At 70.0% G+C, this 22,380-nt stretch carries 18 protein-coding genes; 8 read left to right on the top strand and 10 right to left on the bottom strand.

Translation table 11 applies throughout. The features are described from left to right. The first annotated feature begins 1 nt into the window (after nucleotide 1). The 4 genes from IFR11_RS02350 to IFR11_RS02335 all read left to right on the top strand — a co-directional run bounded on the left by IFR11_RS02350 (nucleotide 2) and on the right by IFR11_RS02335 (nucleotide 5,197). Nucleotides 2–592: a DUF3000 domain-containing protein gene (locus tag IFR11_RS02350; protein ID WP_055837908.1), complete on the top strand. Its 591-nt coding sequence runs from the start codon at nucleotides 2–4 to the stop codon at nucleotides 590–592. Beyond that, nucleotides 585–1,781: an HRDC domain-containing protein gene (locus IFR11_RS02345; RefSeq protein WP_191915090.1), complete on the top strand. Its 1,197-nt coding sequence runs from the start codon at nucleotides 585–587 to the stop codon at nucleotides 1,779–1,781. Before IFR11_RS02350 ends, IFR11_RS02345 begins: the two co-directional genes overlap by 8 nt. Nucleotides 1,782–1,853: 72 nt before the next feature. Then, on the top strand, nucleotides 1,854–3,062 hold the full coding sequence (locus tag IFR11_RS02340; protein WP_191915089.1) for an acetyl-CoA C-acyltransferase: 1,209 nt from the start codon (nucleotides 1,854–1,856) through the stop codon (nucleotides 3,060–3,062). Then, nucleotides 3,059–5,197, top strand: coding sequence for a 3-hydroxyacyl-CoA dehydrogenase NAD-binding domain-containing protein (locus IFR11_RS02335; protein ID WP_191915088.1), 2,139 nt, complete (start codon nucleotides 3,059–3,061; stop codon nucleotides 5,195–5,197). The genes IFR11_RS02340 and IFR11_RS02335 overlap by 4 nt, the downstream gene beginning before the upstream one ends. Before the next feature lie 176 nt (nucleotides 5,198–5,373). On the opposite strand, the gene dxs is transcribed toward IFR11_RS02335, so the two are convergent. The 5 genes from dxs to dut all read right to left on the bottom strand — a co-directional run bounded on the left by dxs (nucleotide 5,374) and on the right by dut (nucleotide 12,288). Next, the gene (dxs, locus tag IFR11_RS02330) at nucleotides 5,374–7,320 is read right to left on the bottom strand and encodes a 1-deoxy-D-xylulose-5-phosphate synthase (protein ID WP_191915087.1); all 1,947 of its coding nucleotides are present in this window, start codon (nucleotides 7,318–7,320) and stop codon (nucleotides 5,374–5,376) included. A gap of 166 nt (nucleotides 7,321–7,486) precedes the next feature. Next, nucleotides 7,487–10,327, bottom strand: a complete 2,841-nt coding sequence (gene acnA / locus IFR11_RS02325; RefSeq protein ID WP_342030234.1) for an aconitate hydratase AcnA — start codon at nucleotides 10,325–10,327, stop codon at nucleotides 7,487–7,489. A gap of 133 nt (nucleotides 10,328–10,460) precedes the next feature. Next, complete coding sequence (locus tag IFR11_RS02320; RefSeq protein ID WP_055837234.1) at nucleotides 10,461–11,216, bottom strand: DUF3159 domain-containing protein; 756 nt, start codon at nucleotides 11,214–11,216, stop codon at nucleotides 10,461–10,463. Further along, nucleotides 11,213–11,836, bottom strand: coding sequence for a DUF3710 domain-containing protein (locus tag IFR11_RS02315; protein WP_055940281.1), 624 nt, complete (start codon nucleotides 11,834–11,836; stop codon nucleotides 11,213–11,215). The genes IFR11_RS02320 and IFR11_RS02315 overlap by 4 nt, the downstream gene beginning before the upstream one ends. Continuing rightward, a complete protein-coding gene (gene dut / locus IFR11_RS02310) occupies nucleotides 11,833–12,288 on the bottom strand; it encodes a dUTP diphosphatase (protein WP_191915085.1) in 456 nt (151 codons plus the stop codon). The genes IFR11_RS02315 and dut overlap by 4 nt, the downstream gene beginning before the upstream one ends. Before the next feature lie 12 nt (nucleotides 12,289–12,300). On the opposite strand from dut, the gene IFR11_RS02305 reads away from it, so the two are divergent. Beyond that, complete coding sequence (locus IFR11_RS02305; RefSeq protein WP_055837225.1) at nucleotides 12,301–12,792, top strand: DUF3093 domain-containing protein; 492 nt, start codon at nucleotides 12,301–12,303, stop codon at nucleotides 12,790–12,792. Here IFR11_RS02305 and IFR11_RS02300 read toward each other — a convergent pair. Then, on the bottom strand, nucleotides 12,767–13,060 hold the full coding sequence (locus IFR11_RS02300; RefSeq protein WP_055837222.1) for a DUF4193 domain-containing protein: 294 nt from the start codon (nucleotides 13,058–13,060) through the stop codon (nucleotides 12,767–12,769). The genes IFR11_RS02305 and IFR11_RS02300 overlap by 26 nt on opposite strands. A 222-nt stretch (nucleotides 13,061–13,282) precedes the next feature. Here IFR11_RS02300 and sepH point away from each other — a divergent pair, with 222 nt between their 5' ends. After that, nucleotides 13,283–14,320 carry a septation protein SepH gene (sepH, locus tag IFR11_RS02295; RefSeq protein WP_191915084.1) on the top strand — a complete coding sequence of 346 codons (1,038 nt, stop codon included), beginning with the start codon at nucleotides 13,283–13,285 and terminating at the stop codon, nucleotides 14,318–14,320. Nucleotides 14,321–14,390: 70 nt separating this feature from the next. Here sepH and IFR11_RS02290 read toward each other — a convergent pair whose 3' ends face one another. Further along, nucleotides 14,391–15,518: an alkaline phosphatase family protein gene (locus IFR11_RS02290; RefSeq protein WP_191915083.1), complete on the bottom strand. Its 1,128-nt coding sequence runs from the start codon at nucleotides 15,516–15,518 to the stop codon at nucleotides 14,391–14,393. A 70-nt stretch (nucleotides 15,519–15,588) separates the two neighbouring features. Here IFR11_RS02290 and IFR11_RS02285 point away from each other — a divergent pair, with 70 nt between their 5' ends. Then, on the top strand, nucleotides 15,589–18,048 hold the full coding sequence (locus IFR11_RS02285) for a DNA gyrase/topoisomerase IV subunit A (protein ID WP_191915082.1): 2,460 nt from the start codon (nucleotides 15,589–15,591) through the stop codon (nucleotides 18,046–18,048). Between the two features lie 75 nt (nucleotides 18,049–18,123). Here IFR11_RS02285 and IFR11_RS02280 read toward each other — a convergent pair whose 3' ends face one another. Beyond that, complete coding sequence (locus IFR11_RS02280; protein WP_191915165.1) at nucleotides 18,124–20,196, bottom strand: DNA gyrase subunit B; 2,073 nt, start codon at nucleotides 20,194–20,196, stop codon at nucleotides 18,124–18,126. Between the two features lie 161 nt (nucleotides 20,197–20,357). On the opposite strand from IFR11_RS02280, the gene IFR11_RS02275 reads away from it, so the two are divergent. Further along, nucleotides 20,358–20,579, top strand: coding sequence for a DUF7455 domain-containing protein (locus IFR11_RS02275; protein ID WP_055837203.1), 222 nt, complete (start codon nucleotides 20,358–20,360; stop codon nucleotides 20,577–20,579). Nucleotides 20,580–20,669: 90 nt separating this feature from the next. Here the strand turns inward: IFR11_RS02275 and IFR11_RS02270 are convergent, their stop codons facing one another. Both IFR11_RS02270 and IFR11_RS02265 read right to left on the bottom strand, forming a co-directional pair. Beyond that, a complete protein-coding gene (locus IFR11_RS02270) occupies nucleotides 20,670–21,713 on the bottom strand; it encodes an alanine racemase (RefSeq protein ID WP_055940288.1) in 1,044 nt (347 codons plus the stop codon). Continuing rightward, a complete protein-coding gene (locus tag IFR11_RS02265; RefSeq protein ID WP_191915081.1) occupies nucleotides 21,710–22,360 on the bottom strand; it encodes an alanine racemase C-terminal domain-containing protein in 651 nt (216 codons plus the stop codon). Before IFR11_RS02265 ends, IFR11_RS02270 begins: the two co-directional genes overlap by 4 nt. Between the last annotated feature and the right edge of the window lie 20 nt (nucleotides 22,361–22,380).

Genomic DNA, 22,380 nt, shown 5'->3' with positions numbered 1-22,380 from the left:
CGTGACTGACCAGCGCCCCGGGGACGCCGCCAGCCCCTTCGTGCGCGCGGGCGACGAGGTGCGCGCGACGATGTTCCGCGACGATCTGGTCGTGCGCGAGATCGCCTCCCCCGCGGGACTGGCGCCCTTCTCACTCGCGCTGGCCGGCGATGTGCGGCCCGAGGAGCACGCGACGGATTCGCCCTTCGGCACCGGGCGTTTCATCCTGTTGCACGACCCCGAGGAGCCCGAGCCGTGGGGTGGGGCGTGGCGCATCGTCTGCTTCGCGCAGGCACCGCTCGAGCCCGAGATCGGCATCGACCCGCTGCTCGCCGACGTCGCGTGGTCGTGGCTCATCGACGCCCTCGACTCGCGCGGCGCGGAGCGCCACTCGGAGTCGGGCACCGCTACCAAGACCCTCTCGACCGGCTTCGGCGCCCTCGCCGCGCAGGGCGAGGGGTCGCAGATCGAACTTCGCGCGTCATGGACGCCGCGCGGTCCCTTCCGCCCGCACCTCGAGGCGTGGGCGGAGCTTGTGTGCATGCTCGCCGGCCTCCCCCCGGGGTCGGAGGGTGTTGCCGTGTTCGGAGCCCGGAGGCCCACGCGTGGTTGAGTACATCGTCATCGAGGATGCCGCGGGGCTGAGCTCCGCGTGCGAGAGTCTGGCGGCGGGCACGGGTCCCGTGGCCGTCGACGTCGAACGGGCGTCGGGTTTCCGCTACTCGCAGCGGGCCTACCTGATCCAGGTGTTCCGCCGCGGCGCCGGAGTGTTCCTCTTCGACCCGTCCACCATCGACGACTTCGCGCCCCTGCAAGCGGCGATCGGCGATGCGGAGTGGGTGTTCCACGCGGCGAGCCAGGATCTCCCGTCGCTGCGGGAACGGGGTCTCGAGCCCCCGCACATCTTCGACACCGAGTTGGGCTCGCGCCTGTTGGGTCACGAGCGCGTCGGCCTCGGGGCCGTGGTGGAGCACACGCTCGGCATCACGCTGGCCAAGGCGCACTCGGCCGCCGACTGGTCGACGCGTCCGCTTCCGGCATCCTGGCTCGAGTACGCCGCTCTCGACGTCGAGCACCTGATCGACGTGCGCGACGTGCTGGTCGCCGAGCTCGAGGAGCAGCAGAAGACCGAGTTCGCCCGCCAGGAGTTCCAGGCGGTGCTCGAGCGTCTGCCCAAGCCCGCGCGTGAAGACCCGTGGCGCCGCCTCAGCGGCCTGCACTCGGTGCGCGGTCGACGATCGCTCGCCATCGCCCGCTCGCTCTGGCAGGCGCGCGAAGACTTCGCGCGGGAGCAGGACATCGCCCCCGGGCGACTCGTACCCGATCGCGCTCTGGTCGCCGCCGTGATGGCCGACCCGGCGACCAAGCAGGCCCTCGCGGGCATCAAGGAGTTCAACGGCCGAGCGAGCCGGACGCAGCTCGACCGGTGGTGGAACGCCATCGTCGCCGGGCGCGAGGCGACCGAGCTGCCCGCCGACCGGGTGCCGAGCGATACGCTTCCCCCTCCCCGCGCGTGGGTCGATCGCAACCCCGATGCCGACCGCCGTCTGAAGGCGGCGCGTCCCGCCGTCGAGGAGCGCGCCGAAGCGCTGCACATGCCGACCGAGAACCTGCTCACCCCCGAGACGTTGCGCCGCGTGGCGTGGGCTCCCCCCGCCGAGCTCACGGCCGACGCCGTCGGCGCGGCGCTGGCGGAGTGGGGTGCTCGACCCTGGCAGATTGATCAGACCGCACAGGTGATCGCCGATAGCTTTGTAGCTTCCCTCAACACGGAAGACGACGTCCCCGTCACGGATTCGTAGGTTCGGACAACCGATTCTCGGGCGCCGAACCGCCTTCCTAGGCTGGGGGTCATCCCAAACAATGGAGGCAGAGTGGCCGAGATGACGGACGTCTTCTTCGTCGACGGAATGCGTACCCCCTTCGGGCGCGCCGGCGAAAAAGGCATGTACTGGAACACGCGTGCCGACGATCTGGTGGTCAAGGCGATCATCGGGCTGATGGAGCGCAACGGCGACGTGCCGAAGGACCGGATCGACGACGTGGCCATCGCCGCCACCTCGCAGACCGGTGACCAGGGGCTGACCCTGGGACGCACGGCGGCGATCCTCGCGGGTCTGCCGATGACGGTGCCCGGCTTCGCGGTCGAGCGCATGTGTGCGGGAGCCATGACGAGCGTCACCACCATGGGTGCCTCGATCGGCGTCGGCATGTACGACCTCGCCCTCGCGGGCGGCGTGGAGCACATGGGCCGCCACCCCATCGGCGGAAACGTCGACCCCAACCCCCGCTTCGTCGCCGAGAAGCTCGTCGACCCGGGCGCACTCAACATGGGCGTGACGGCCGAGCGCATCCACGACCGCTTCCCGCACCTGACCAAGGACCGCGCCGACCGCTTCGGCGTCGCCAGCCAGCACAAGGTGCAGGCCGCCTACGAGGCCGGCAAGATCCAGCCCGACCTCGTCTCGGTCGCGGTGAAGAACGCCGAGGGCGCGTGGGGACTCGCGACCGAAGACGAGGGCCGCCGACCCGAGACGACCCTCGAGGGACTCGCGACGCTCAAGACACCGTTCCGCCCGCACGGACGGGTCACCGCGGCCACGTCGTCGCCGCTGACCGATGGCGCGACCATCAGCCTGCTCGCCGGTTCCGGTGCCGTGAAAGAACTCGGCCTCGCTCCGAAGATGCGCATGGTCTCGTTCGCCTTCGCCGGCGTCGAGCCCGAGATCATGGGCATCGGACCCATCCCCTCGACCGAGAAGGCACTGAAGAAGGCCGGACTCACGATCGACGACATCGGTCTGTTCGAGCTCAACGAAGCCTTCGCCATCCAGGTGATCTCGCTGCTCGATCACTTCGGCATCGCCGACGACGATCCGCGCGTGAACCCGTGGGGCGGCGCCATCGCCCTGGGCCACCCGCTCGCGGCATCCGGAGTCCGTCTCATGATCCAGCTGGCCGCTCAGTTCGCCGAGCGTCCGGACGTGCGCTACGGCCTCACCGCCATGTGCGTGGGACTCGGTCAGGGTGGCTCGGTCATCTGGGAGAACCCGTTCTTCGACGGAAAGAAGAAGCGCAAGTGACCGACTACGCCGCCATCGACTTTTCGCCGCTCGACGCTCTCACCGGCGACGAGGTCGTGACCCACTCCCCCGTCCGCGACGTGCGCCTGCCCTCGGGTAACGTGGTCGCCCTGATCACGCTCGACAACGGTCGCGACCACACCCGCCCCAACACCCTGGGGCCGGCGACGCTCGCCGAGCTCGGGCGCACGCTCGAGACGCTGAAGAGCCGGGCCGCGGCCGGCGAGATCCACGCCGTCGCCATCACGGGCAAGCAGTACATCCTCGCGGCCGGCGCCGATCTGTCCGACGTGGCGAAGCTGCCCTCGAAAGACGTCGCCCGATTGATCGCCCAGCGCGGACATCAGGTGATCGGCTCGCTCTCCGAGCTGGGCGTGCCCTCGTTCGCCTTCGTGAACGGCCTCGCACTCGGCGGCGGTCTCGAGATCGCGCTGAACTCGACGTATCGCACGGTCGACGCCTCGGCCGCGGCGGTGGCCCTGCCCGAGGTGTTCCTCGGCATCATCCCCGGCTGGGGCGGCGCCTACCTGCTGCCGAACCTGATCGGCATCGAGAACGCGCTCGAGGTCGTCATCTCGAACCCGCTCAAGCAGAACCGCATGCTCAAGCCGCAGCAGGCTTTCGACCTCGGGATCATGGATGCCATCTTCCCGGCGGCCTCGTACCTCGAGGACTCGCTGCGGTGGGCCGACGGCGTGCTCACCGGCCGGGTGAAGGTCGAGCGCAAGAACGAGCCGGGCAAGCTCGAGCGCCTGACCAAGTGGCCCATCGCGATCAAGATGGCCCGCGGCATGCTCGAGTCGAAGATCGGCACCGTCCCCCGCTCCCCCTACGTCGCGCTCGACCTGCTCGACAAGGCCAAGAGCGGCACGAGGGCCGAGGGCTTCGCCCGCGAAGACGAAGCTCTCGCCGATCTCATCACGGGCGACCAGTTCGCGGCATCCATGTACGCCTTCGACCTCGTGCAGAAGCGCGCGAAGCGTCCGGTCGGGGCCCCCGACAAGGCGCTCGCGAAGAAGGTCACCCAGGTCGGCGTGATCGGCGCCGGTCTCATGGCGTCGCAGTTCGCGCTGCTGTTCGTTCGCAAGCTCCGGGTTCCCGTGATCATCACCGACCTCGACCAGGGGCGCGTCGACAAGGGCGTGGCATCCATCCGCGAAGAGATCGGCAAGCTCGAAGCCAAGGGCCGCCTCGACGGCGACACCGCCAACCAGCTGCGCGCCCTCGTGCACGGCACGACCGACCGTTCGGAGTTCGCCGACTGCGACTTCGTCATCGAGGCGGTGTTCGAAGAGGTCGGGGTCAAGCAGGAGGTGTTCTCGGCCATCGAGAAGGTCGTCGCCGACGACGCGATCCTCGCCACGAACACCTCGTCGCTCTCGGTGGCCGAAATCGGCTCGGTGCTGCAGAACCCCGAGCGTCTCGTCGGCTTCCACTTCTTCAACCCCGTCGCGGTGATGCCGCTCATCGAGGTCGTGAAGACGGCTGCCACGAGCGACGCCGCCCTGTCGACGGCGTTCGTCGTCGCGAAGGGCCTGGGCAAGAACGCGGTGCTCACCGCCGATGCACCCGGCTTCGTCGTGAACCGTCTGCTGGCGAAGGTCATGGGCGAGGCGGCACGCGCGGTCTACGAGGGCACCCCGATCGCGACGGTCGAGAAGGCGTTCGCACCTCTCGGCCTGCCGATGGGGCCGTTCCAGCTCATCGACCTCGTGGGATGGAAGGTCGCCGCCCACGTGCAGGACACGATGGCGCACGCGTTCCCCGACCGCTTCTTCTCGTCGGAGAACTTCCACGAGCTCGCCGCGCTCCCGGAGGTCGCCGAGAAGGACAAGGGCGGTCGTGTGACCGGCTGGACGAAGGCCGCGCAGAGGGTTCTCGTCACCGGGAAGACGCCGGTCGCGCCCGAGACGATCCTCGCCCGCGTGCAGGACGGCCTCGCACAGGAGATCAAGATCATGCTCGACGAGGGCGTGGTGCCCGAGGTCGAAGACATCGACCTGTGCCTCATCCTCGGCGCCGGATGGCCCTTCATCGACGGCGGCGCCTCGCCGTACCTCGATCGCGAGGGAGCGTCGGATCGCGCCTTCGGCGACACGTTCCACCACCCGCCCATTCGCGGCATCGGAGCCTGACGCACCACAGCGGCGCCGTCCCCGAGGGGGCGGCGCCGCTGTCGTGCCCGCGGAGCGGGGCGCCGTCTCGGGGCGTGCAGCGTCGTGGGAACGACCCGCACGACGAGATCAGGCCGGAAACCGTGCGGTCCGGCCTGATCTCAGCCCGTCACGAGGCCAGCGTCACAGGGTCGGCGTCACGGGCGCGACTTCTCCCAGTCGAACGTGGGGATCGACCCGGTGGGCGTCTGTCGGGCCATGGGGATGCGGGTGCCGAGCACCTGGGCCACCACGTCGTGGGCGATCTTCGACGCCGTGAGCCCGGCATCCTCGAGGATCTGCTCGCGCGTCGCGTGGTCGATGAAGGCGTCGGGGATGCCGAGTTCGTCGACCGCCGTGTCGACGCCGGCCTCGCGGAGCACCTGACGCACACGGGTGCCGACTCCGCCGACTCGGATGCCGTCCTCGATCGTGATCACCAGACGGTGCGTACGGGCGAGTTCGACGATCGACGGCTGCACCGGGATGGCCCAGCGGGGATCGATCACCGTCGCGCCGATGCCCTGCGCGCGAAGCCGCTCGGCGACCTCCATCGCCAGGTGCACCATCGGGCCGATGCCGACGAGCAGCACATCTTCTGACGAGCCGCGTGCGAGCACGTCGACGCCGTCGGCGAGACGCTCGATCGCATCGAGGTCGTCGGGGATCTTGCCCTTCGGGTACCGCACGACGGTGGGGGCGTCTTCGACGGCGGTCGCCTCGCGGAACTCCTCGCGCAGACGGCTCGCGTCGCGCGGCGCGGCGATGCGGATGCCCGGGACGAGTTGCAGCATCGCGAGATCCCAGATGCCGTGGTGGCTGGGGCCGTCGGGACCCGTCACGCCGGCACGGTCGAGAACGAACGTCACCCCCGCCTTGTGCAGCGCGACGTCCATCATGACCTGGTCGAACGCACGGTTCATGAAGGTGGCGTAGATCGCCACGACGGGGTGCAGGCCGCCGAAGGCGAGGCCGGCGGCCGAGGCGACGGCGTGCTGTTCGGCGATGCCGACGTCGTAGACGCGCTCGGGGAACCGCTCGGCGAACTGCTGCAGCCCGGTCGGCCGCAGCATCGCGGCCGTCATGGCGATGACGTCGTCGCGCTCGGCACCGACGGCCACGAGTTCCTCGGCGAAGACGTCGGTCCACTGCGGGCCGCCGCCCGAGCCGACGGCCTCGCCGGTGATCGGGTCGATCTTGCCCACCGCGTGGAACTGGTCGGCGGTGTCGCTGAGTGCCGGGGCGTATCCGCTGCCCTTGTCGGTGATCGCGTGGACGATGACGGGAGCGCCGTACGACTTGGCCAGCTCGAGCGTCTCGATCAGCACGTCGAAGTCGTGCCCGTCGACCGGGCCCAGGTACTTGATGTCGAGGTTGCTGTACAGCGCCTCGTTGTTCGTGAAGCGCGAGAGGAACCCGTGCGTGCCGCCGCGGACGCCGCGGTACACGGCGCGAGCCGCGGGGCCTAAGCGCCGGAACAGCGTGTCGGAGCCGCGGTGCAGTGTGCGGTAGGCGTCGTTCGTACGGACACGGTTGAGGTAGCGCGCCATGCCGCCGATGGTCGGGGCGTACGAGCGCCCGTTGTCGTTGACGACGATGACGAGGTTGCGGTCGTTGTCGTCGCTGATGTTGTTCAGCGCCTCCCACGTCATGCCGCCCGTGAGCGCGCCGTCTCCGACGACGGCGACCACGTGACGATCGGTGCGTCCGGTGCGCGAGAACGCGCGCGAGACCCCGTCTGCCCAGCTCAGCGAGCTCGACGCGTGCGAGGACTCGACGACGTCGTGCTCGCTCTCGGAACGTTGCGGGTACCCGGCCAATCCCCCGCGCGAGCGGAGGTTGGCGAAGTCCTGACGCCCGGTGAGCATCTTGTGGACGTACGACTGGTGACCGGTGTCGAAGATGATGGGATCGGCGGGCGAGTCGAACACCTTGTGCAGGGCGATCGTCAGCTCGACGACGCCCAGGTTCGGACCGAGGTGGCCGCCGGTGCGCGAGACGTTCTCGACGAGGAACGACCGGACCTCAGCGGCCAGCTGACGCAGCTGCGCGGGGCCCAGGTCGTCGAGGTCACGGGGACCGTGAATGCCGGGTAGGAGAGCCATGCGACTCCTCTCGTGCGGTAGACGCAGTGGTGCGAATACCTGTCGATTCTAGTCTCGGGGGGCCGGTCGGGCCCGGCAACGCCTTGCGATCACGGTCGTTTCGTGGTCTCCGCAAACGCCGCGTGCCCCGGGAGCGAGGCTCCCGGGGCACGACGGTGCGGGTGTGTCAGACCAGCGAACGCAGCACGTACTGCAGGATGCCGCCGTTGCGGTAGTAGTCGGCCTCACCGGGGGTGTCGATGCGCACGACCGCGTCGAACTCGATCGGCTGCTTGCCCTCGGGAGAGAACTCGCTCGGGGTCGCGATGACCTTGACCGTCTTGGGCGTGACGCCCTCGTTGAGCTGCTCGAGGCCCTCGATAGAGACGATCTCGGTGCCGTCGAGACCCAGGGTCTTCCAGCTCTCGCCGGCGGGGAACTGCAGCGGGACGACGCCCATGCCGATGAGGTTCGAGCGGTGGATGCGCTCGAAGCTCTCGGTGATGACGGCCTTCACGCCGAGGAGGTTCGTGCCCTTGGCCGCCCAGTCACGCGACGAGCCGGAGCCGTACTCCTTGCCACCGAAGATGACGAGCGGGGTGCCCTGCTCCTGGTAGTTCATGCAGGCGTCGTAGATGAACGTCTGCGGGCCACCGGCCTGGGTGAAGTCGCGCGTGTAGCTGCCCTCGATGATCTGACCGTCGTTGACGGCGGCGACCAGTTCGTTCTTCAGGCGGATGTTCGCGAACGTGCCACGGATCATGATCTCGTGGTTGCCGCGGCGCGAGCCGTAGGAGTTGAAGTCCTTCTGTGCGACACCGTGGTCCATCAGGTACTGCGCGGCGGGCGTGCCCGCCTTGATGTTGCCGGCCGGGCTGATGTGGTCGGTGGTGACCGAGTCGCCGAGCGTCGCCATGACGCGCGCGCCACTGATGTCGCGCACGGCGTCGGGCTCCATGGTCATGCCCTCGAAATACGGAGCCTTGCGCACGTAGGTCGAGTCGGCGTCCCACTCGAAGGTCGGGCCGGTCGGGGTGGGCAGGTTCTTCCAGCGCTCGTCACCCTCGAAGACGGTGGCGTACTGGGTGATGAACTGCTCGCGCGAGATCGACGCGTCGATGATCGTCTGCACCTGGTCGGGAGCCGGCCAGATGTCCTTCAGGAAGACGTCTTCGCCGTTCTGGTCGGTGCCGAGCGCGTCGGTCTCGAAGTCGAAGTTCATCGAGCCGGCCAGCGCGTAGGCGACCACCAGCGGCGGCGAGGCCAGGTAGTTCATCTTCACGTCGGGGCTGATGCGACCCTCGAAGTTGCGGTTGCCCGAGAGCACCGCGGTGACGGCCAGGTCGTGCTCGTTGACGGCCGTGGAGACCTCTTCGATGAGCGGGCCCGAGTTGCCGATGCAGATCGTGCAGCCGTAGCCGACGGTGTAGAAGCCGAGGCCCTCGAGCGACTTGTCGAGGCCCGACTTCTCGTAGTAGTCGGTGACGACCTTCGAGCCCGGTCCGAGCGTCGTCTTGACCCACGGCTTGCGCTTGAGGCCCTTGTCGACGGCGTTCTTGGCGAGCAGGCCCGCCGCGATCATGACCGAGGGGTTCGAGGTGTTGGTGCACGACGTGATGGCGGCCAGGGTAACGGCGCCGTTGTCGAGCAGGTACGACTGCCCGTCGGGCGTCGTCACGCGCACCGGGTTCGAGGCGTTGACGGGGTGCCCCGACGAGATGAGCACCTCGCTGTCGGTGACGTCTTCCTCTTCTTCGCCGGGGACCGAACCGGGGTCGGAGGCGGGGAAGGTGCCGTCGACCTCGAGGTCGACGATCGAGTCCGAGACCGACGCGTCGGCGTAGTTCAGGATGTCCTTCTCGAACTGCGACTTCGCCTCGGACAGCAGGATGCGGTCCTGCGGGCGCTTCGGGCCCGCGATCGAGGGGACGACGGTCGAGAGGTCGAGCTCGATGAACTCGCTGAACGACAGTTCGCGCGACGGGTCGTGCCACAGCTTCTGCTCTTTGGCGTACGCCTCGACCAGGTCGACGGTCTGCTCGTCGCGGCCGGTGAGGCGAAGGTACTCGAGGGTGACGTCGTCGATGGGGAACATGGCGGCCGTCGAGCCGAACTCGGGGCTCATGTTGCCGATGGTGGCGCGGTTGGCCAGCGGCACCGAGGCGACGCCCTCGCCGTAGAACTCGACGAACTTGCCGACGACGCCGTGCTTGCGCAGCATGTCGGTGATGGTGAGCACGACATCGGTCGCGGTGACCCCGGCGGGGATCTCACCGGTGAGCTTGAAGCCGACGACGCGCGGGATGAGCATCGACACGGGCTGACCGAGCATGGCCGCCTCGGCCTCGATGCCGCCGACGCCCCAGCCGAGCACGCCCAGGCCGTTGACCATCGTGGTGTGCGAGTCGGTGCCGACGCAGGTGTCGGGGTACGCGCGCAGCACGCCGTCGACGGTGCGGTCGTAGACGACCTTGGCCAGGTGCTCGATGTTGACCTGGTGCACGATGCCGGTTCCCGGGGGGACGACCTTGAAGTCGTCGAAGGCCGTCTGGCCCCAGCGGAGGAACTGGTACCGCTCGCCGTTGCGCTCGTACTCGATCTCGACGTTGCGCTCGAGGGCGTTCTCGCTGCCGAACAGGTCGGCGATGACCGAGTGGTCGATGACCATCTCGGCGGGCGAGAGCGGGTTGATCTTGTTGGGGTCGCCGCCCAGGGCGGTGACGGCCTCGCGCATGGTGGCGAGGTCGACGATGCAGGGCACACCGGTGAAGTCCTGCATGACCACGCGGGCCGGCGTGAACTGGATCTCGGTGTCGGGGTCGGCCGTGGGGACCCACGAACCGAGCGCCTGGATCTGCTCCTTGGTGACGTTCGCGCCATCCTCGGTGCGGAGCAGGTTCTCGAGCAGCACCTTGAGGCTGAACGGGAGCTTCTCGTGACCGGCGACCGTGTCGATGCGGAAGATCTCGTAGTCGGTGCTGCCGACCGTCAGGGTGCTCTTGGCACCGAAGCTGTCAACCGTGGACACGATCGTCTCCTTCGTCGGCGAATGCGCAGGCGTAGACCCGCAGTTTCCCATCTTCCCCGCGCGGAGACGTCGATGCCAGGAAGGTCGACCTAACCGTCTGGGGCGACGGATTTATCTTGATGTCAAGATATTATCAGGACTCTCGGCGAGGAGTGAGAGCGCGCACCACGAGCCACGTCACGGCGAGCATCGGGGCGAACAGCGGCAGGCCCATGACGATCTTCAGCGTGCCGAGCGCGGTGACGTCGCCGGCGAAGTACAGCGGAAGCTGCACGATCAGGCGCGCCGCGAACAGTGCCGCCCAGGCGATCGAGAGCCAGGTGTAGGCCCGACGTTTGCGGCGGTCCGCCCGCCAGGCCGTGCCCTCGCCCAGCAGGTAGCCCGCCGCGAGGCCGATGAGCGGCCAGCCGATGAGGGCCGAGACCAGGAAGGCCGTGCCGTACGCGCCGTTCGTGAAGAACCCGAGCACGAAATTGTCCTGACCGCGGCCCGTCACCAGGGCCAGGATCGCGGCGCCCGCGGTGGCGAGCAGACCCCCGATGGCGGCGCTGGGCGGAGACTTCGCGATCAGGCGCGCCAGCGTGAAGACCACGGCGAGACCCACCGACACCCCGAGGCTCACCCAGAGGTTGCCCTGGCGCGTCTCGGGATCGATCGTGACCGTGAACAGCACGACGAACGCCAGCGACGGCAGCACCGATTCCAGGATGCCGCGCCACCCGCCCATCGCCGACCACACGGCAGCGCCGGTGGAGCTGTGCTTCGCGGGGTCGAGGCCCGCGCGACGCGCGGCGTTCCCCAGCGCGGCTCCGACGCTGTCTGCGGCCGAAGGCGGCTCGAGGGGGACGCGGGCGTCGTCGTGCGCCGGGCGCGGCGAGTCGTCGCTCATGCGGTGCCGGGGGTCGCCGGCATCCGGAGGGGGATCAGATCGCGCGGCGGCATGGGCGAGGTGCCCCGCACCACGACGATCGAGCGGAAGAGGTCTTCGACGGCGGCGGCGGCCGCGACGTCGGAGGTCGCGGCTCCCCCGATCACCCCGCGCAGGAACCAGCGCGGGCCGTCGACGCCGACGAAGCGGGCCAGACGCTTGGCCGAGCCGTCGGCGCCGGCCATGACGGGCACCTCGGCGAGCAGCTCGGGACCCAGCGGGCCCTCGCGCTCCTCGACGCGGCCGCCCTGCTGCTTGACCTGCTGTCGGATCTGCTCGCGCGTCTCTTCCCACAGGCCGCTGGTGCGCGGGGCCGCGAAGGGCTGCACCTGCAGGGTGGACTCGGAGTAGTCGAGGCCCACGGCCACGATGCGCTTGGTCTGCTCCTCGACCTCGAGGCGCAGGTTGAGTCCTTCGCGCGGGAGGATCTTGATGCCGCCCAGGTCGATGTAGGGGCGTACCGGGTTCGCTTCGGATTCGTCGAAGGGGCCGGCGCTGTCGCGATCGGCCGGGGCGCTCTTGGCCGCCGTGACGACCTCGGTTCCGGGCTGGTCTGTGCCGGGCTGGTCGTTGTCGGTCATCGTGTGCTCCCTTGAAGGCTCTGGTATCCGCTCGATCCGAAACCGCCGTCGCCGCGCACGCTGTCGGGAAGTTCGTCGACGGGGACGAAGCGCACGGGCGGGACGGGCATCACGATGAGCTGGGCGATGCGGTCTCCGACCGCGATGTCATAGGCCTCGTCGAGGTCGGTGTTCAGCAGGGCCACCTTGATCTCGCCGCGGTACCCGGCGTCGATCGTGCCCGGGGAGTTGAGGACGGTGATGCCGTGCTTCGCAGCGAGCCCGCTGCGGGGCACCACGAAGGCCGCGTGGCCCTCGGGGAGGGCGATGCGCACGCCGGTGGACACCAGCGCGCGGCGCCCGGGTTGCAGGCACACGGCCTCGGCGGCGATCAGGTCGGCACCGGCGTCGCCGGGGTGGGCGAAGACCGGGGGCTCGGATGCGACAATTGGGACGTCCACCGTTTCGGTCACCCCACGAGGGTAATGCAGAAGAGGGGGTGCGGCATCCGCACCGCAGCCGACTATCGAGAGCGTCTGAGCCCGTCGCTCTGGGCGCTCGTCGCCGCCGCCGTGTGCGGCCCCATGGCCGCCCTGGTGTTCTCGCCGCTCGACACCACGCTGGCCCTGTTCATCGGGCTCCTGGTGTCGGTGGCGATCGTGGTGGGTCTCGTCGCCATCTCCCCCGTCGTCGAGATCCGCGACGGCGAGTTGCGCGCGGGGCGCGGCCACATCCCGGTGGAGTTCTTGGGGACCCCCGTCGGCGTGGCCGCCGAAGAGGCGCGCACGGCCCGCGGGAGTGGTCTCGACCACCGGGCCTGGCACGTCATCCGGGGTGGTGTCGACGGTGTCGTCACGATTCCCGTGACCGACCCCGACGATCCGACCCCGTCGTGGGTGGTGTCCACCCGCACGCCGGATCGCCTGGTGGCGGCGATCCAGCGTGCTCAGGTCAGGCTGCGCACTCCAGGCAGATGAAGCCGGGGCCGCTCTCTTCTGCGATCTGGGAGCGGTGCTTCACGAGGAAGCAGTTCATGCAGGTGAACTCGTCTTCCTGAGCGGGGAGAACGACGACATCGAGCTCGATGTCGGAGAGGTCGGCGCCGGGCAGTTCGAAGCCCGAAGGGTTGTCGGCGTCCTCGTTGTCGATCGACCCCGACGCCTTGTCGGGCACGCGCTCCTTGAGGGCCTCGATCGACTCGCTGTCGTCCTCGGTCTTGCGCGGTGCGTCGTAATCCGTTGCCATGCGTGCAGGTCTCTACTTCCAGTGTTTTGTGGTGCTGTGCCCCATCGGGTGCCCGATCGGGCGGCCATAGTTTGCATGACCCGACCTCGATAAGCAAATGCTCGGGGGACGGGTTGCGTATTGGGCGAGGCGTGAAACTCGCGGCGCGCCCGCGATATTCCCGGAACCACGCGGCGAGCGTGTCAGCATGGGCCTCGACCGCAGATCGGAGGGGTGTTTCGCATGGAACAGCTCAAAGTCATCGGCACCGAGGACGACGTCCTCGTCGTCGCGACTCAGGCGGGCGAGCGCTTCGCGCTGCCGCTCGACGACGTGCTGCGCGCCGAGGCGCGCCGTGCCCGTCGTGATCGCAGCGACGACGACCGTGCCCCGCGCCCCAGCCCCCGCGAGATCCAGGCGCACATCCGCGCCGGGATGTCGGCCCGCGAGGTGGCCACCCTGCTGAACGCCCGCGTCGAAGACGTCGAGCGTTTCGAGCGCCCGGTCCTCGCCGAGCGCGAGCACGTCGTCGGTCAGGCCCTGGCCGTCCCGGTGCTGCTCGGCGGTGCCCTCGAGCACGACGCCCCCATCACCTTCGGTGCGGCCGTGCGCGCCAAGCTCGGCGAGGCCGGTGCCTCGGCCGAGCGCTGGACCAGCTGGAAAGAGGGTTCGAGCTGGCTGGTGAAGCTCGAGTTCACGGCCAACGGCATCGACCACGATGCGCGGTGGGGCTTCGACCCGCGCCGCAGCAGCCTGTCGCCGCAGAACGCCGACGCCATCCAGCTCTCGCGGCAGGGATCGCTCCCCGAGGGGCTCATCCCGCGCCTCCGCGCCCTCGACACCGTCTCGAAGGACGACTCGCGTTTCGACAGCGGGTCCTTCGGCCCCCGTCGCTTCGACATCGAGGACGAGCCGGGAGTCGAAGGCACCGGCCCCATCGCCCCCGCCGTGCAGGCCGCGGCCATCAATCGCGCTCCCGACGCCCCGGTCGCCTCGTCGGAGACGGCCGACCTGCTCGAGGCCCTGCGCCGTCGTCGTGGGCAGCGCGAACCGCTCCCCGGCATGACCGAGAGCGAGCCGTCGCCCGAGCGGCGTCCGTCGGGCCCCCCGGTGTCGCTGTTCGACGCGGTCGAGCCGACGCCGTCCACTGACGCGGACTCCCCCGCCGACCCGGATCGTTCGTCTTCGTCGTCGGCGGATTCCGCGCGGCGCACCAAGGGGCGCCCGTCGATGCCGTCGTGGGACGAGATCGTGTTCGGGGCGCGCACCGACGAGAGCTGACGCTCTCACCCCCGCCCCGCACGGGGATGGTGCGCGGGCGGATGCCGGGACCCCGCCCGCGCGAGACGGCTCAGGCGAAGGCGCCGAGGCGCAGCAGCGGCACCGTGCGTTCCTCTTCGGTCAGCGAGCCGTGCTGGCCGATCATACGCTGGGGTCGCTTGTCGGCCTCGCGGTCGTCGTAGTAGGCGAAGCGCCCGCGCGCCGCGACGACGACATCGCCGATCCGCTCCCGTACCTCGTCGTCGACCCGACCGAACAGGCCCGCCTCGATCGCCTCGTCGCGGGTCAGCACCCAGGCGCGCGACGCCTCGCGGGCCTTCCAGGCCGCAGCCACGGCATCCGCTCGCCCCTCGTCGGCGTAGAGGTGCAGCATGCGGGGTTCGCCCCCGAGCAGATCTACGCCGTCGAGCAGCTCGTCGCCGTCGCGCAGCAGCACGTGCTTGCGCGCGGGGACGTCCACCATGCCGTGGTCGGCGGTCACGAGCACGCCGGTGCCCGCGTCGATCGACTCGCCGAGGCGGCGGGCGGCGGCATCCACCGTCTCGAGTGCGTCGGTCCAGCGATCCGACTCCCAGCCGTCGCGGTGGCCCGCCGTGTCGAGTTCCGGGGCGTAGAGGTACACCAGGGCTCCGGCATGCCGGGCCGCCAGGTCGGCCGCGAGGCGCACGCGTTCGTCGATGTCGTTCGACGAGACGAGCTCGGCGCCGCGCAGCGTCGCTTCGGTGAAGCCGGTTCCGGCGTAGGCCGGGCGCGACACGACGAAGCACGGGTGCCCCGCGTCGACGCGCTGCTCGAGCAGGGGCCGGCTGCGCTGCCACGTGTGCGGATCGAGGCCGTCGGTCTCCCAGCCATGCAACTGGTTGGGGGCGGTGCGTGTGCCCGGGACGCGGGCGCGGTAGCCCACGATGCCGTGCACACCGGGGTCGGTGCCGGTCAGCAGACTCGTCAGGGCGGCGGCGGTGGTCGAGGGGAACACCGTGCGCGCGACGTCGCGACGCCCGCCCGCCGACGACAGGAAGCGCGCGTGTCCGCGACGCGCGGCGAGGTTGTGGCTGCCCAGGCCGTCGACGACGAACACGATCGCACTGCGTGCGGGGGCGAGCCAGTCGGACTCCCCCGACAACGCGGCGATGGTCTGCGTCACCACACCGGTGAGGCTCCGGGAGCGCGGCGGGTCCGCCGGTAGGCTGAGTGACATCGGAGCAAGTCTTCCACACGGCTCCGATCCCCGTCCGATCCGGACGCCCGCCCGACCCGAGGCCTCCTCTATGCCCGATTCCCGTTCCTCCGCCCCCGTGACCGAGCGCATCGAAGACGTCGATGTCTCCACCGAGATGCAGGGGTCCTTCCTCGAGTACGCCTACTCGGTCATCTACTCGCGCGCCCTTCCCGACGCGCGTGACGGGTTGAAGCCCGTGCAGCGGCGCATCCTGTACCAGATGGCCGAGATGGGGCTCCGGCCCGACCGCGGGCACGTGAAGAGCGCCCGCGTCGTGGGCGAGGTGATGGGAAAGCTGCACCCCCATGGCGACGCCCCGATCTACGACGCGCTCGTGCGCCTCGCGCAGGCGTTCTCGCTGCGCGTGCCGCTGGTCGACGGTCACGGCAACTTCGGTTCGCTCGACGACGGCCCCGCAGCCCCGCGATACACCGAGGCCCGTCTGGCCGCGGCCGCGCTGGCGCTGACCGAGAACCTCGACGAAGACGTCGTCGACTTCATCCCCAACTACGACGGCCAGTTCCAGCAGCCCGAGGTGCTGCCCGCCGCCTTCCCGAATCTGCTCGTGAACGGCGCGACCGGCATCGCGGTGGGCATGGCGACCAACATGGCGCCCCACAACCTCATCGAGGTCGTGGGGGCCGCCACGCACCTGCTGCAGAATCCGGATGCCACGGTCGAGGAGCTCATGGAGTTCGTCCCGGGCCCCGACCTCCCCTCGGGGGGGATCATCGTGGGCTTGGACGGCATCAAGGACGCCTACACGAACGGCCGCGGCAGCTTCCGCACCCGGGCGAAGGCGTCGATCGAGTCGCTCGGCCCGCGGCGTACGGGCATCGTCTTCACCGAGCTGCCCTACCTGGTCGGACCCGAGCGGGTCATCGAGAAGATCAAAGACGCCGTGCAGGCGAAGAAGCTCACCGGCATCGCCGATGTGACCGACCTCACCGACCGCAACCACGGTCTGCGCCTGGTCGTGGGCATCAAGACCGGTTTCGACCCGAAGGCCGTGCTCGAGCAGCTGTACCGGCTGACCCCCCTCGAGGACTCGTTCGGCATCAACAACGTCGCCCTCGTCGACGGTCAGCCGCAGACGCTGGGGCTGCGCGACATGCTGCGCGTGTACATCGAGCACCGCATCCGGGTGGTCACGCGCCGCAGCGAGTACCGCCTGGCGCGCAAGCGCGCACGCCTGCACCTGGTCGAGGGCCTGCTGATCGCGATCCTCGACATCGACGAGGTCATCCAGGTCATCCGCTCCTCGGACGACGGCGACCAGGCCCGAACCAAGCTGCGGGAGGTCTTCGACCTCTCACATCTGCAGGCCGAGTACATCCTCGAGCTGCGCCTGCGGCGCCTGACGAAGTTCTCGCGCATCGAGCTCGAGGCCGAGCGCGATCAGTTGCACGCCGAGATCGCCGCGCTGGTCGAACTGCTCGGCAGCGAGACGCTCCTGCGACAGTTGGTCGCGACCGAACTCGATGCCGCCGCCGAGGCGTACGGCACGCCCCGGCGCACGATGCTGCTCAACGGCGGGCCGGTGCAACCCCGGTCGGCCCGTGCTGCCGCAGCAGCCGCCGCCGACCTGCAGATCGCCGACGCCCCGTGCCGCGTCTACCTCTCGTCGACCGGTCGCATGGTGCGCGCCGAGCTCATCGCCGACGCGCCCGCCGGCGGGGTGGTGCCCCCGGCCCGTCGGTCCAAGCACGACGCGATCCGCTCGTCGGTCGACACGACCACGCGTGGCGACATCGGTGCCGTGACCTCGGCGGGGCGCCTGGTGCGTTTCTCTCCCGTCGACCTTCCCTCGGTCCCGGCCAACGCCGTGCAGGTGGCCGCCGGCACGAAGGTGGAGCAGTACCTCACCCTCGCCAAGGGCGAGACGGTGGTCGCACTCGTCCCCCTCGTCGGGGGCCCCATGATCGCACTGGGCACCGCGCAGGGCGTGGTCAAGCGCGTCGCCGCGAGCGAGCTGGGCACCAAGCCCGACATCGAGATCATCTCGCTGCGCGACGGTGACCGCGTCGTCGGCGCCGCACCCGCGGGAGACAACGCCGAGCTCGTCTTCGTCGCGAGCGACGCGCAGTTGCTGCGTTTCGAAGCCTCGTCGGTGCGCCCGCAGGGCCGTTCCGCGGGGGGCATGGCCGGCATCCGGCTCGCGGACGGCGCTCACGTCATCGCCTTCGCGGTTGTGGGGGCGTCGGCGTTCGACGCGGTCGTGGTCACCGTCGCGGGTTCTTCGGCCGCCCTCCCCGGCACCGATGCGGGCAGCGCGAAGGTCTCGGCGTTCACCGAGTACCCGGCGAAGGGCCGTGCCACCGGTGGCGTGCGCGCGCAGCGCCTGCTGCGCGGCGAAGACGCCCTCGTTCTGGCCTGGGTCGGTACCGATCCCCGCGCCGTCGGCGCCGATGGTGCCGTGCGGGCTCTGCCCGAGGCGGGCGCGAAGCGCGACGCGTCGGGTCAGCCGCTCGACGCCGTCATCGGTGCGATCGGCACCGCCATCCGTTGACGCGCGCCGACGGCGCCGCGCCGCACGGCGCGCGCCGTCTGGTCCACGACGGGCCGACGAAGCGTCGTCCGAGACTCAGACGTCGATGCGCTCCCGTGCCAGGCGGTCGCTCGACTCGATGATGAACTCCCGGCGCGGAGCGACGTCGCTGCCCATGAGCAGGTCGAAGACCTCGGCTGCCTGCTCGATGTGCTCGGCGTGTACACGGCGCAGCATGCGGCCCGCCCGGTCCATGGTCGTGGTCGCGAGCTGGTCGGCATCCATCTCGCCGAGGCCCTTGTACCGCTGCACGGGCTCCTGCCAGCGCTTGTTGCTGCGCTTGAGCTTCGTCAGCAGGGCGTGGAGCTCCTGCTCGCTGTAGGTGTAGATCGTCTCGTTGGGCTTGGTACCCGGATTCATGACGACGACGCGGTGCAGGGGCGGCACCGCGGCGTAGACGCGGCCCTCTTCGACGAGCGGTCGCATGTACCGGAAGAAGAGCGTCAGCAGCAGGGTGCGGATGTGCGCCCCGTCGACGTCGGCGTCGCTCATGAGGATGATCTTGCCGTAGCGCGCGGCGCTCAGGTCGAACGAGCGCCCGGAGCCCGCGCCGATCACCTGGATGATCGAGGCGCACTCGGCGTTCGACAGCATGTCGCTGATCGATGCCTTCTGCGTGTTCAGGATCTTGCCGCGGATCGGCAGCAGCGCCTGGTATTCGCTGTTGCGGGCGAGCTTCGCCGTTCCCAGGGCCGAGTCGCCCTCGACGATGAAGAGCTCGGAATCGTTGACGTCGTTCGATCGGCAGTCGACGAGCTTCGCGGGCAGCGACGACGATTCGAGGGCGTTCTTGCGGCGCTGGGTCTCTTTGTGCGTGCGCGCCGAGATGCGCGCCTTCATCTCGGAGACGATCTTCTCGAGCAGCTGGGCCGTCTGCGCCTTGTCGTCGCGCTTGGGCGAGGAGAAGAGCGCCGTGAGCTCCTGGGTGACGACGGATGCCACGATCTGTCGCACCGCGGGGGTGCCGAGCACCTCTTTGGTCTGGCCCTCGAACTGCGGCTCGGGCAGGCGCACCGTGAGCACGGCCGTGAGACCGGCGAGCAGGTCGTCTTTCTCGACCTTGTCGTTGCCCACCTTGAGCTTGCGCGCATTCTGTTCTACCTGTGCGCGCAGCACCTTCATCAGGCCCTGCTCGAAGCCCTGCTGGTGCGTGCCACCCTTGGGCGTCGAGATGATGTTCACGAAGGAACGGCTGGTGGTGTCGTAACCGGTGCCCCAGCGCACGGCGATGTCGACCTCGCACGCGCGCTCGACCTCGGTGGGCACCATGGAGCCGCCGGGCTGCAGCACGGGGACGGTCTCGGTGAACGATCCGGTCCCCGTCAGCCGCCAGATGTCGGTGACCGCGGCGTCGGGGGCGAGGAACTCGGCGAACTCCGAGATGCCGCCGTCGAAGCGGTAACTGGTCTCGACGCGTTCTTCGGCACGATCGTCGAGCACCACGATCTCGAGGCCCGGCACGAGGAAGGCCGTCTGGCGCACGCGCTGCACGAGATCATCGAGGCTGAAGGCCGCGTCTTTGGTGAAGATCTGCCGATCCGCCCAGTACCGGATGCGGGTTCCGGTCACCCCGCGCGGGGCTTTGCCGATGACCCTCAGCTCGCTGCTGCGCTCGAACGGAGTGAAGGCCGAGTCGGGAGTGTCGCCCGCGAACCGGCCCGGTTCGCCGCGGTGGAACGACATCGCGTAGGTCTTGCCGGCGCGGTCGACCTCGACGTCGAGTCGTTCCGACAGCGCGTTCACGACCGAGGCGCCGACGCCGTGGAGTCCCCCCGAGGCCGCGTACGAGCCGCCGCCGAACTTTCCTCCGGCGTGCAGCTTGGTGAAGACCACCTCGACGCCCGTGAGACCGGTGCGCGGTTCGACGTCGACGGGGATGCCACGGGCCCGGTCGCGCACCTCGACGCTGCCGTCGGCGTGCAGCACGATGTCGATGCGCGTGCCGTGGCCGGCGAGGGCTTCGTCGACGGAGTTGTCGATGATCTCCCACAGGCAGTGCATGAGGCCCCGGGAGTCGGTCGAGCCGATGTACATACCCGGGCGCTTGCGCACGGCTTCGAGGCCCTCGAGGACCTGCAGATGATGGGCGGAGTACTCGGACGTCACGATCTCCCAGCGTAATCGGGGCCGCCGACATCGCTTGCAGACACACAGCGAGGTCGGGTCGTCGTACGCGCACAGCGAAATGTGATCACGCCGCGGCATAGGGGAAACATCCGCGTGGTTGTATATGGGGACTCGCCCAACGACCACTGAGGAGGGCACCCGAGATGACCACTACGACTGCACCCGAAGCGTCAGCCGTCCTCGACCACCGCCTGACGGCGGCTGATCGCTGCGACTCGTGCGGAGCGCAGGCCTACATCGCCGCCGAGGTGAACGGCAGCGAGCTGCTGTTCTGCGCGCACCACGGCCGCAAGTACGAAGAGAAGCTCCGCAGCATCGCCACCTCGTGGCACGACGAGACCGCGCGTCTCACCGCCGCCGACTGAGCCGGTACGTCGAAACGGGCCCCGCACCACTCCTCCGGGAGTGGGACGGGGCCCGTTTCGCGTTCGCGGTCCCTGGCGTCGGTCGCGAGTTCAGCGCCCGTCGGCGTCGTAGACCCGGGGAAGGCTCGGCGAGACGCGGAGGGCGATCTCTTCGCCGATCGTGTCGATGAGCTCGGCGAGGTCGGTCGCGCTGCTGCGGGCTCCCCGACCGAAGATCACGATCTCGTCGCCGGGTGCCGCGTCATCCCACGGCGCGAGGACGGTCTCGGTCGCGCGGATCGCCTCGACCCGGCGGGGGCCCCCGGGGGTGTCGACGTCGAAGCGGGCGGCCAGGGTGCAGGGAAGGCCGTGGAGACTGCCGACGTCGAGGTGGACGCCCGCCGTGTCGACGGTCGTCACGGTCGCCGTGAGACGGGCGATGGGCTCGATACCGAGGTCCGTCTCGCTCGGGCCGCCGGCGGGACGGATGCCGTACGAGAACGCCCCCACCCGCACGAGGTCTTCGCGGAACTCCCCGCGTGCGAATCCGGCCGCGCTGGCAGCGAGGTGCGAGAAGCGCGGGTCGAGGCCGACGGAGCGGGCCTGATCGCGCGCGGCGAGGAACAGGGCACGGGCGTCGTCGTCGTCGGCATCCGAGGCCTCGGAGATGTGCGACCAGATCCCCTCGAGCACGGCGCGTCCGGAGTCGACCAGCGCGGCGGTGCGCGCGAGGGCTCCCTGCCACCGCTCGGGTCGGATGCCGTTGCGATGCAGCCCCGTGTCGATCTTGAGGTGCACGCGCGCCGGGCGGTCCGCCGCAAGACGCGCGAGGTCGTCGAGCAGGGCCTCGTCGCCGAGGCCGAGGTCGAGGTCGGCCGCGATGCCCGCGGCCAGGTCGTCGGCTCCCCCGATGAGCCAGACGAAGATGCGCGCGTCCGGGCCGGCGATCGCGCGCACCGCGGCGCCGGTGACGACGTCGAACGCACCGAACCAGCGGACGCCCTCCTCGCCCGCGCGCCGGACGATCCGGTCGAGCCCGTGGGCGTAGGCATCGTCCTTCACGACGAGCATGGGGACGGCGGGGGCGACGGCCTCGCGCACGCGGCGCAGGTTGCGGGCGAAGGCGTCGAGGTCGACGCGGTAGACGGCACTCACGCGGCCACCCTGCGGTCTGCCCGGGCGCCGACGATCGCGACGATCTCCGCGGCGGTGAGGCCGGTGGCATCCGTCCACTCCGCGAGCGACGGGTGGCCGTCGGCCGGGTCGCCGAAGAAGACCACCTCGGCCCCCCGGGCGACGGGCGCGTCTTCGACGTCGACGACGCAGACGTCCATGGCGACGCGGCCGACGATGCGGTGACGGCGCCCGTCGATGGCGACGGTCACCGCATTGCCGAGCGAGCGCACGACGCCCTGGGCATAGCCGCCGGTGACCAGAGCGATGGTCGTGTCGTGGGGGGCGCGGTGCGTGTACCCGTACGAGACGCCCTCCCCGCGCAACAGGGGCTTGGAGCCGAGGGATCGTCCGCGCAGCGACAGCACCGGGCGCGCGTGCGAGCCGGGCAGGCCGAACAGGATCGCGGCGTCGAGGGCGGCGGCATCCATGTCGAGATCGGACAGCACGGATGCCACCCACGCCGCGCCGTGCCCCCAGCCGTCGGCCGTGAGGACGTCGTCGGCGCCGGAAGCCGCACCGGCCGCGAGGGCGAGGGGCGCGTTGGCGCGCAGAGCGGACTCCGATACGAGGGCCACGGGCGCGACTCCCCCCGCCGCGGGCGGGCGGGCAGGGAGCGTGGAGGTCACACATCTAGACTAACGGGGTC

The sequence above is a fragment of the Microbacterium sp. CFBP 8801 genome, assembly GCF_014839455.1.
Lineage (GTDB): Bacteria > Actinomycetota > Actinomycetes > Actinomycetales > Microbacteriaceae > Microbacterium.
Note: the sequence above shows the minus strand (reverse complement) of the source record. Positions and strands in the feature narration are given on the sequence as shown.

Bases quoted from the DNA above. Each gene is read 5' to 3' on its own strand.
- dxs (WP_191915087.1), bottom strand. From the start codon at position 7,320: ATGGCTCTCCTACCCGGCATTCACGGTCCCCGTGACCTCGACGACCTG.
- IFR11_RS02320 (WP_055837234.1), bottom strand. From the start codon at position 11,216: ATGAGCGACGACTCGCCGCGCCCGGCGCACGACGACGCCCGCGTCCCC.
- IFR11_RS02315 (WP_055940281.1), bottom strand. From the start codon at position 11,836: ATGACCGACAACGACCAGCCCGGCACAGACCAGCCCGGAACCGAGGTC.
- IFR11_RS02305 (WP_055837225.1), top strand. From the start codon at position 12,301: ATGCAGAAGAGGGGGTGCGGCATCCGCACCGCAGCCGACTATCGAGAG.
- IFR11_RS02300 (WP_055837222.1), bottom strand. From the start codon at position 13,060: ATGGCAACGGATTACGACGCACCGCGCAAGACCGAGGACGACAGCGAG.
- sepH (WP_191915084.1), top strand. From the start codon at position 13,283: ATGGAACAGCTCAAAGTCATCGGCACCGAGGACGACGTCCTCGTCGTC.
- IFR11_RS02290 (WP_191915083.1), bottom strand. From the start codon at position 15,518: ATGTCACTCAGCCTACCGGCGGACCCGCCGCGCTCCCGGAGCCTCACC.
- IFR11_RS02285 (WP_191915082.1), top strand. From the start codon at position 15,589: ATGCCCGATTCCCGTTCCTCCGCCCCCGTGACCGAGCGCATCGAAGAC.
- IFR11_RS02275 (WP_055837203.1), top strand. From the start codon at position 20,358: ATGACCACTACGACTGCACCCGAAGCGTCAGCCGTCCTCGACCACCGC.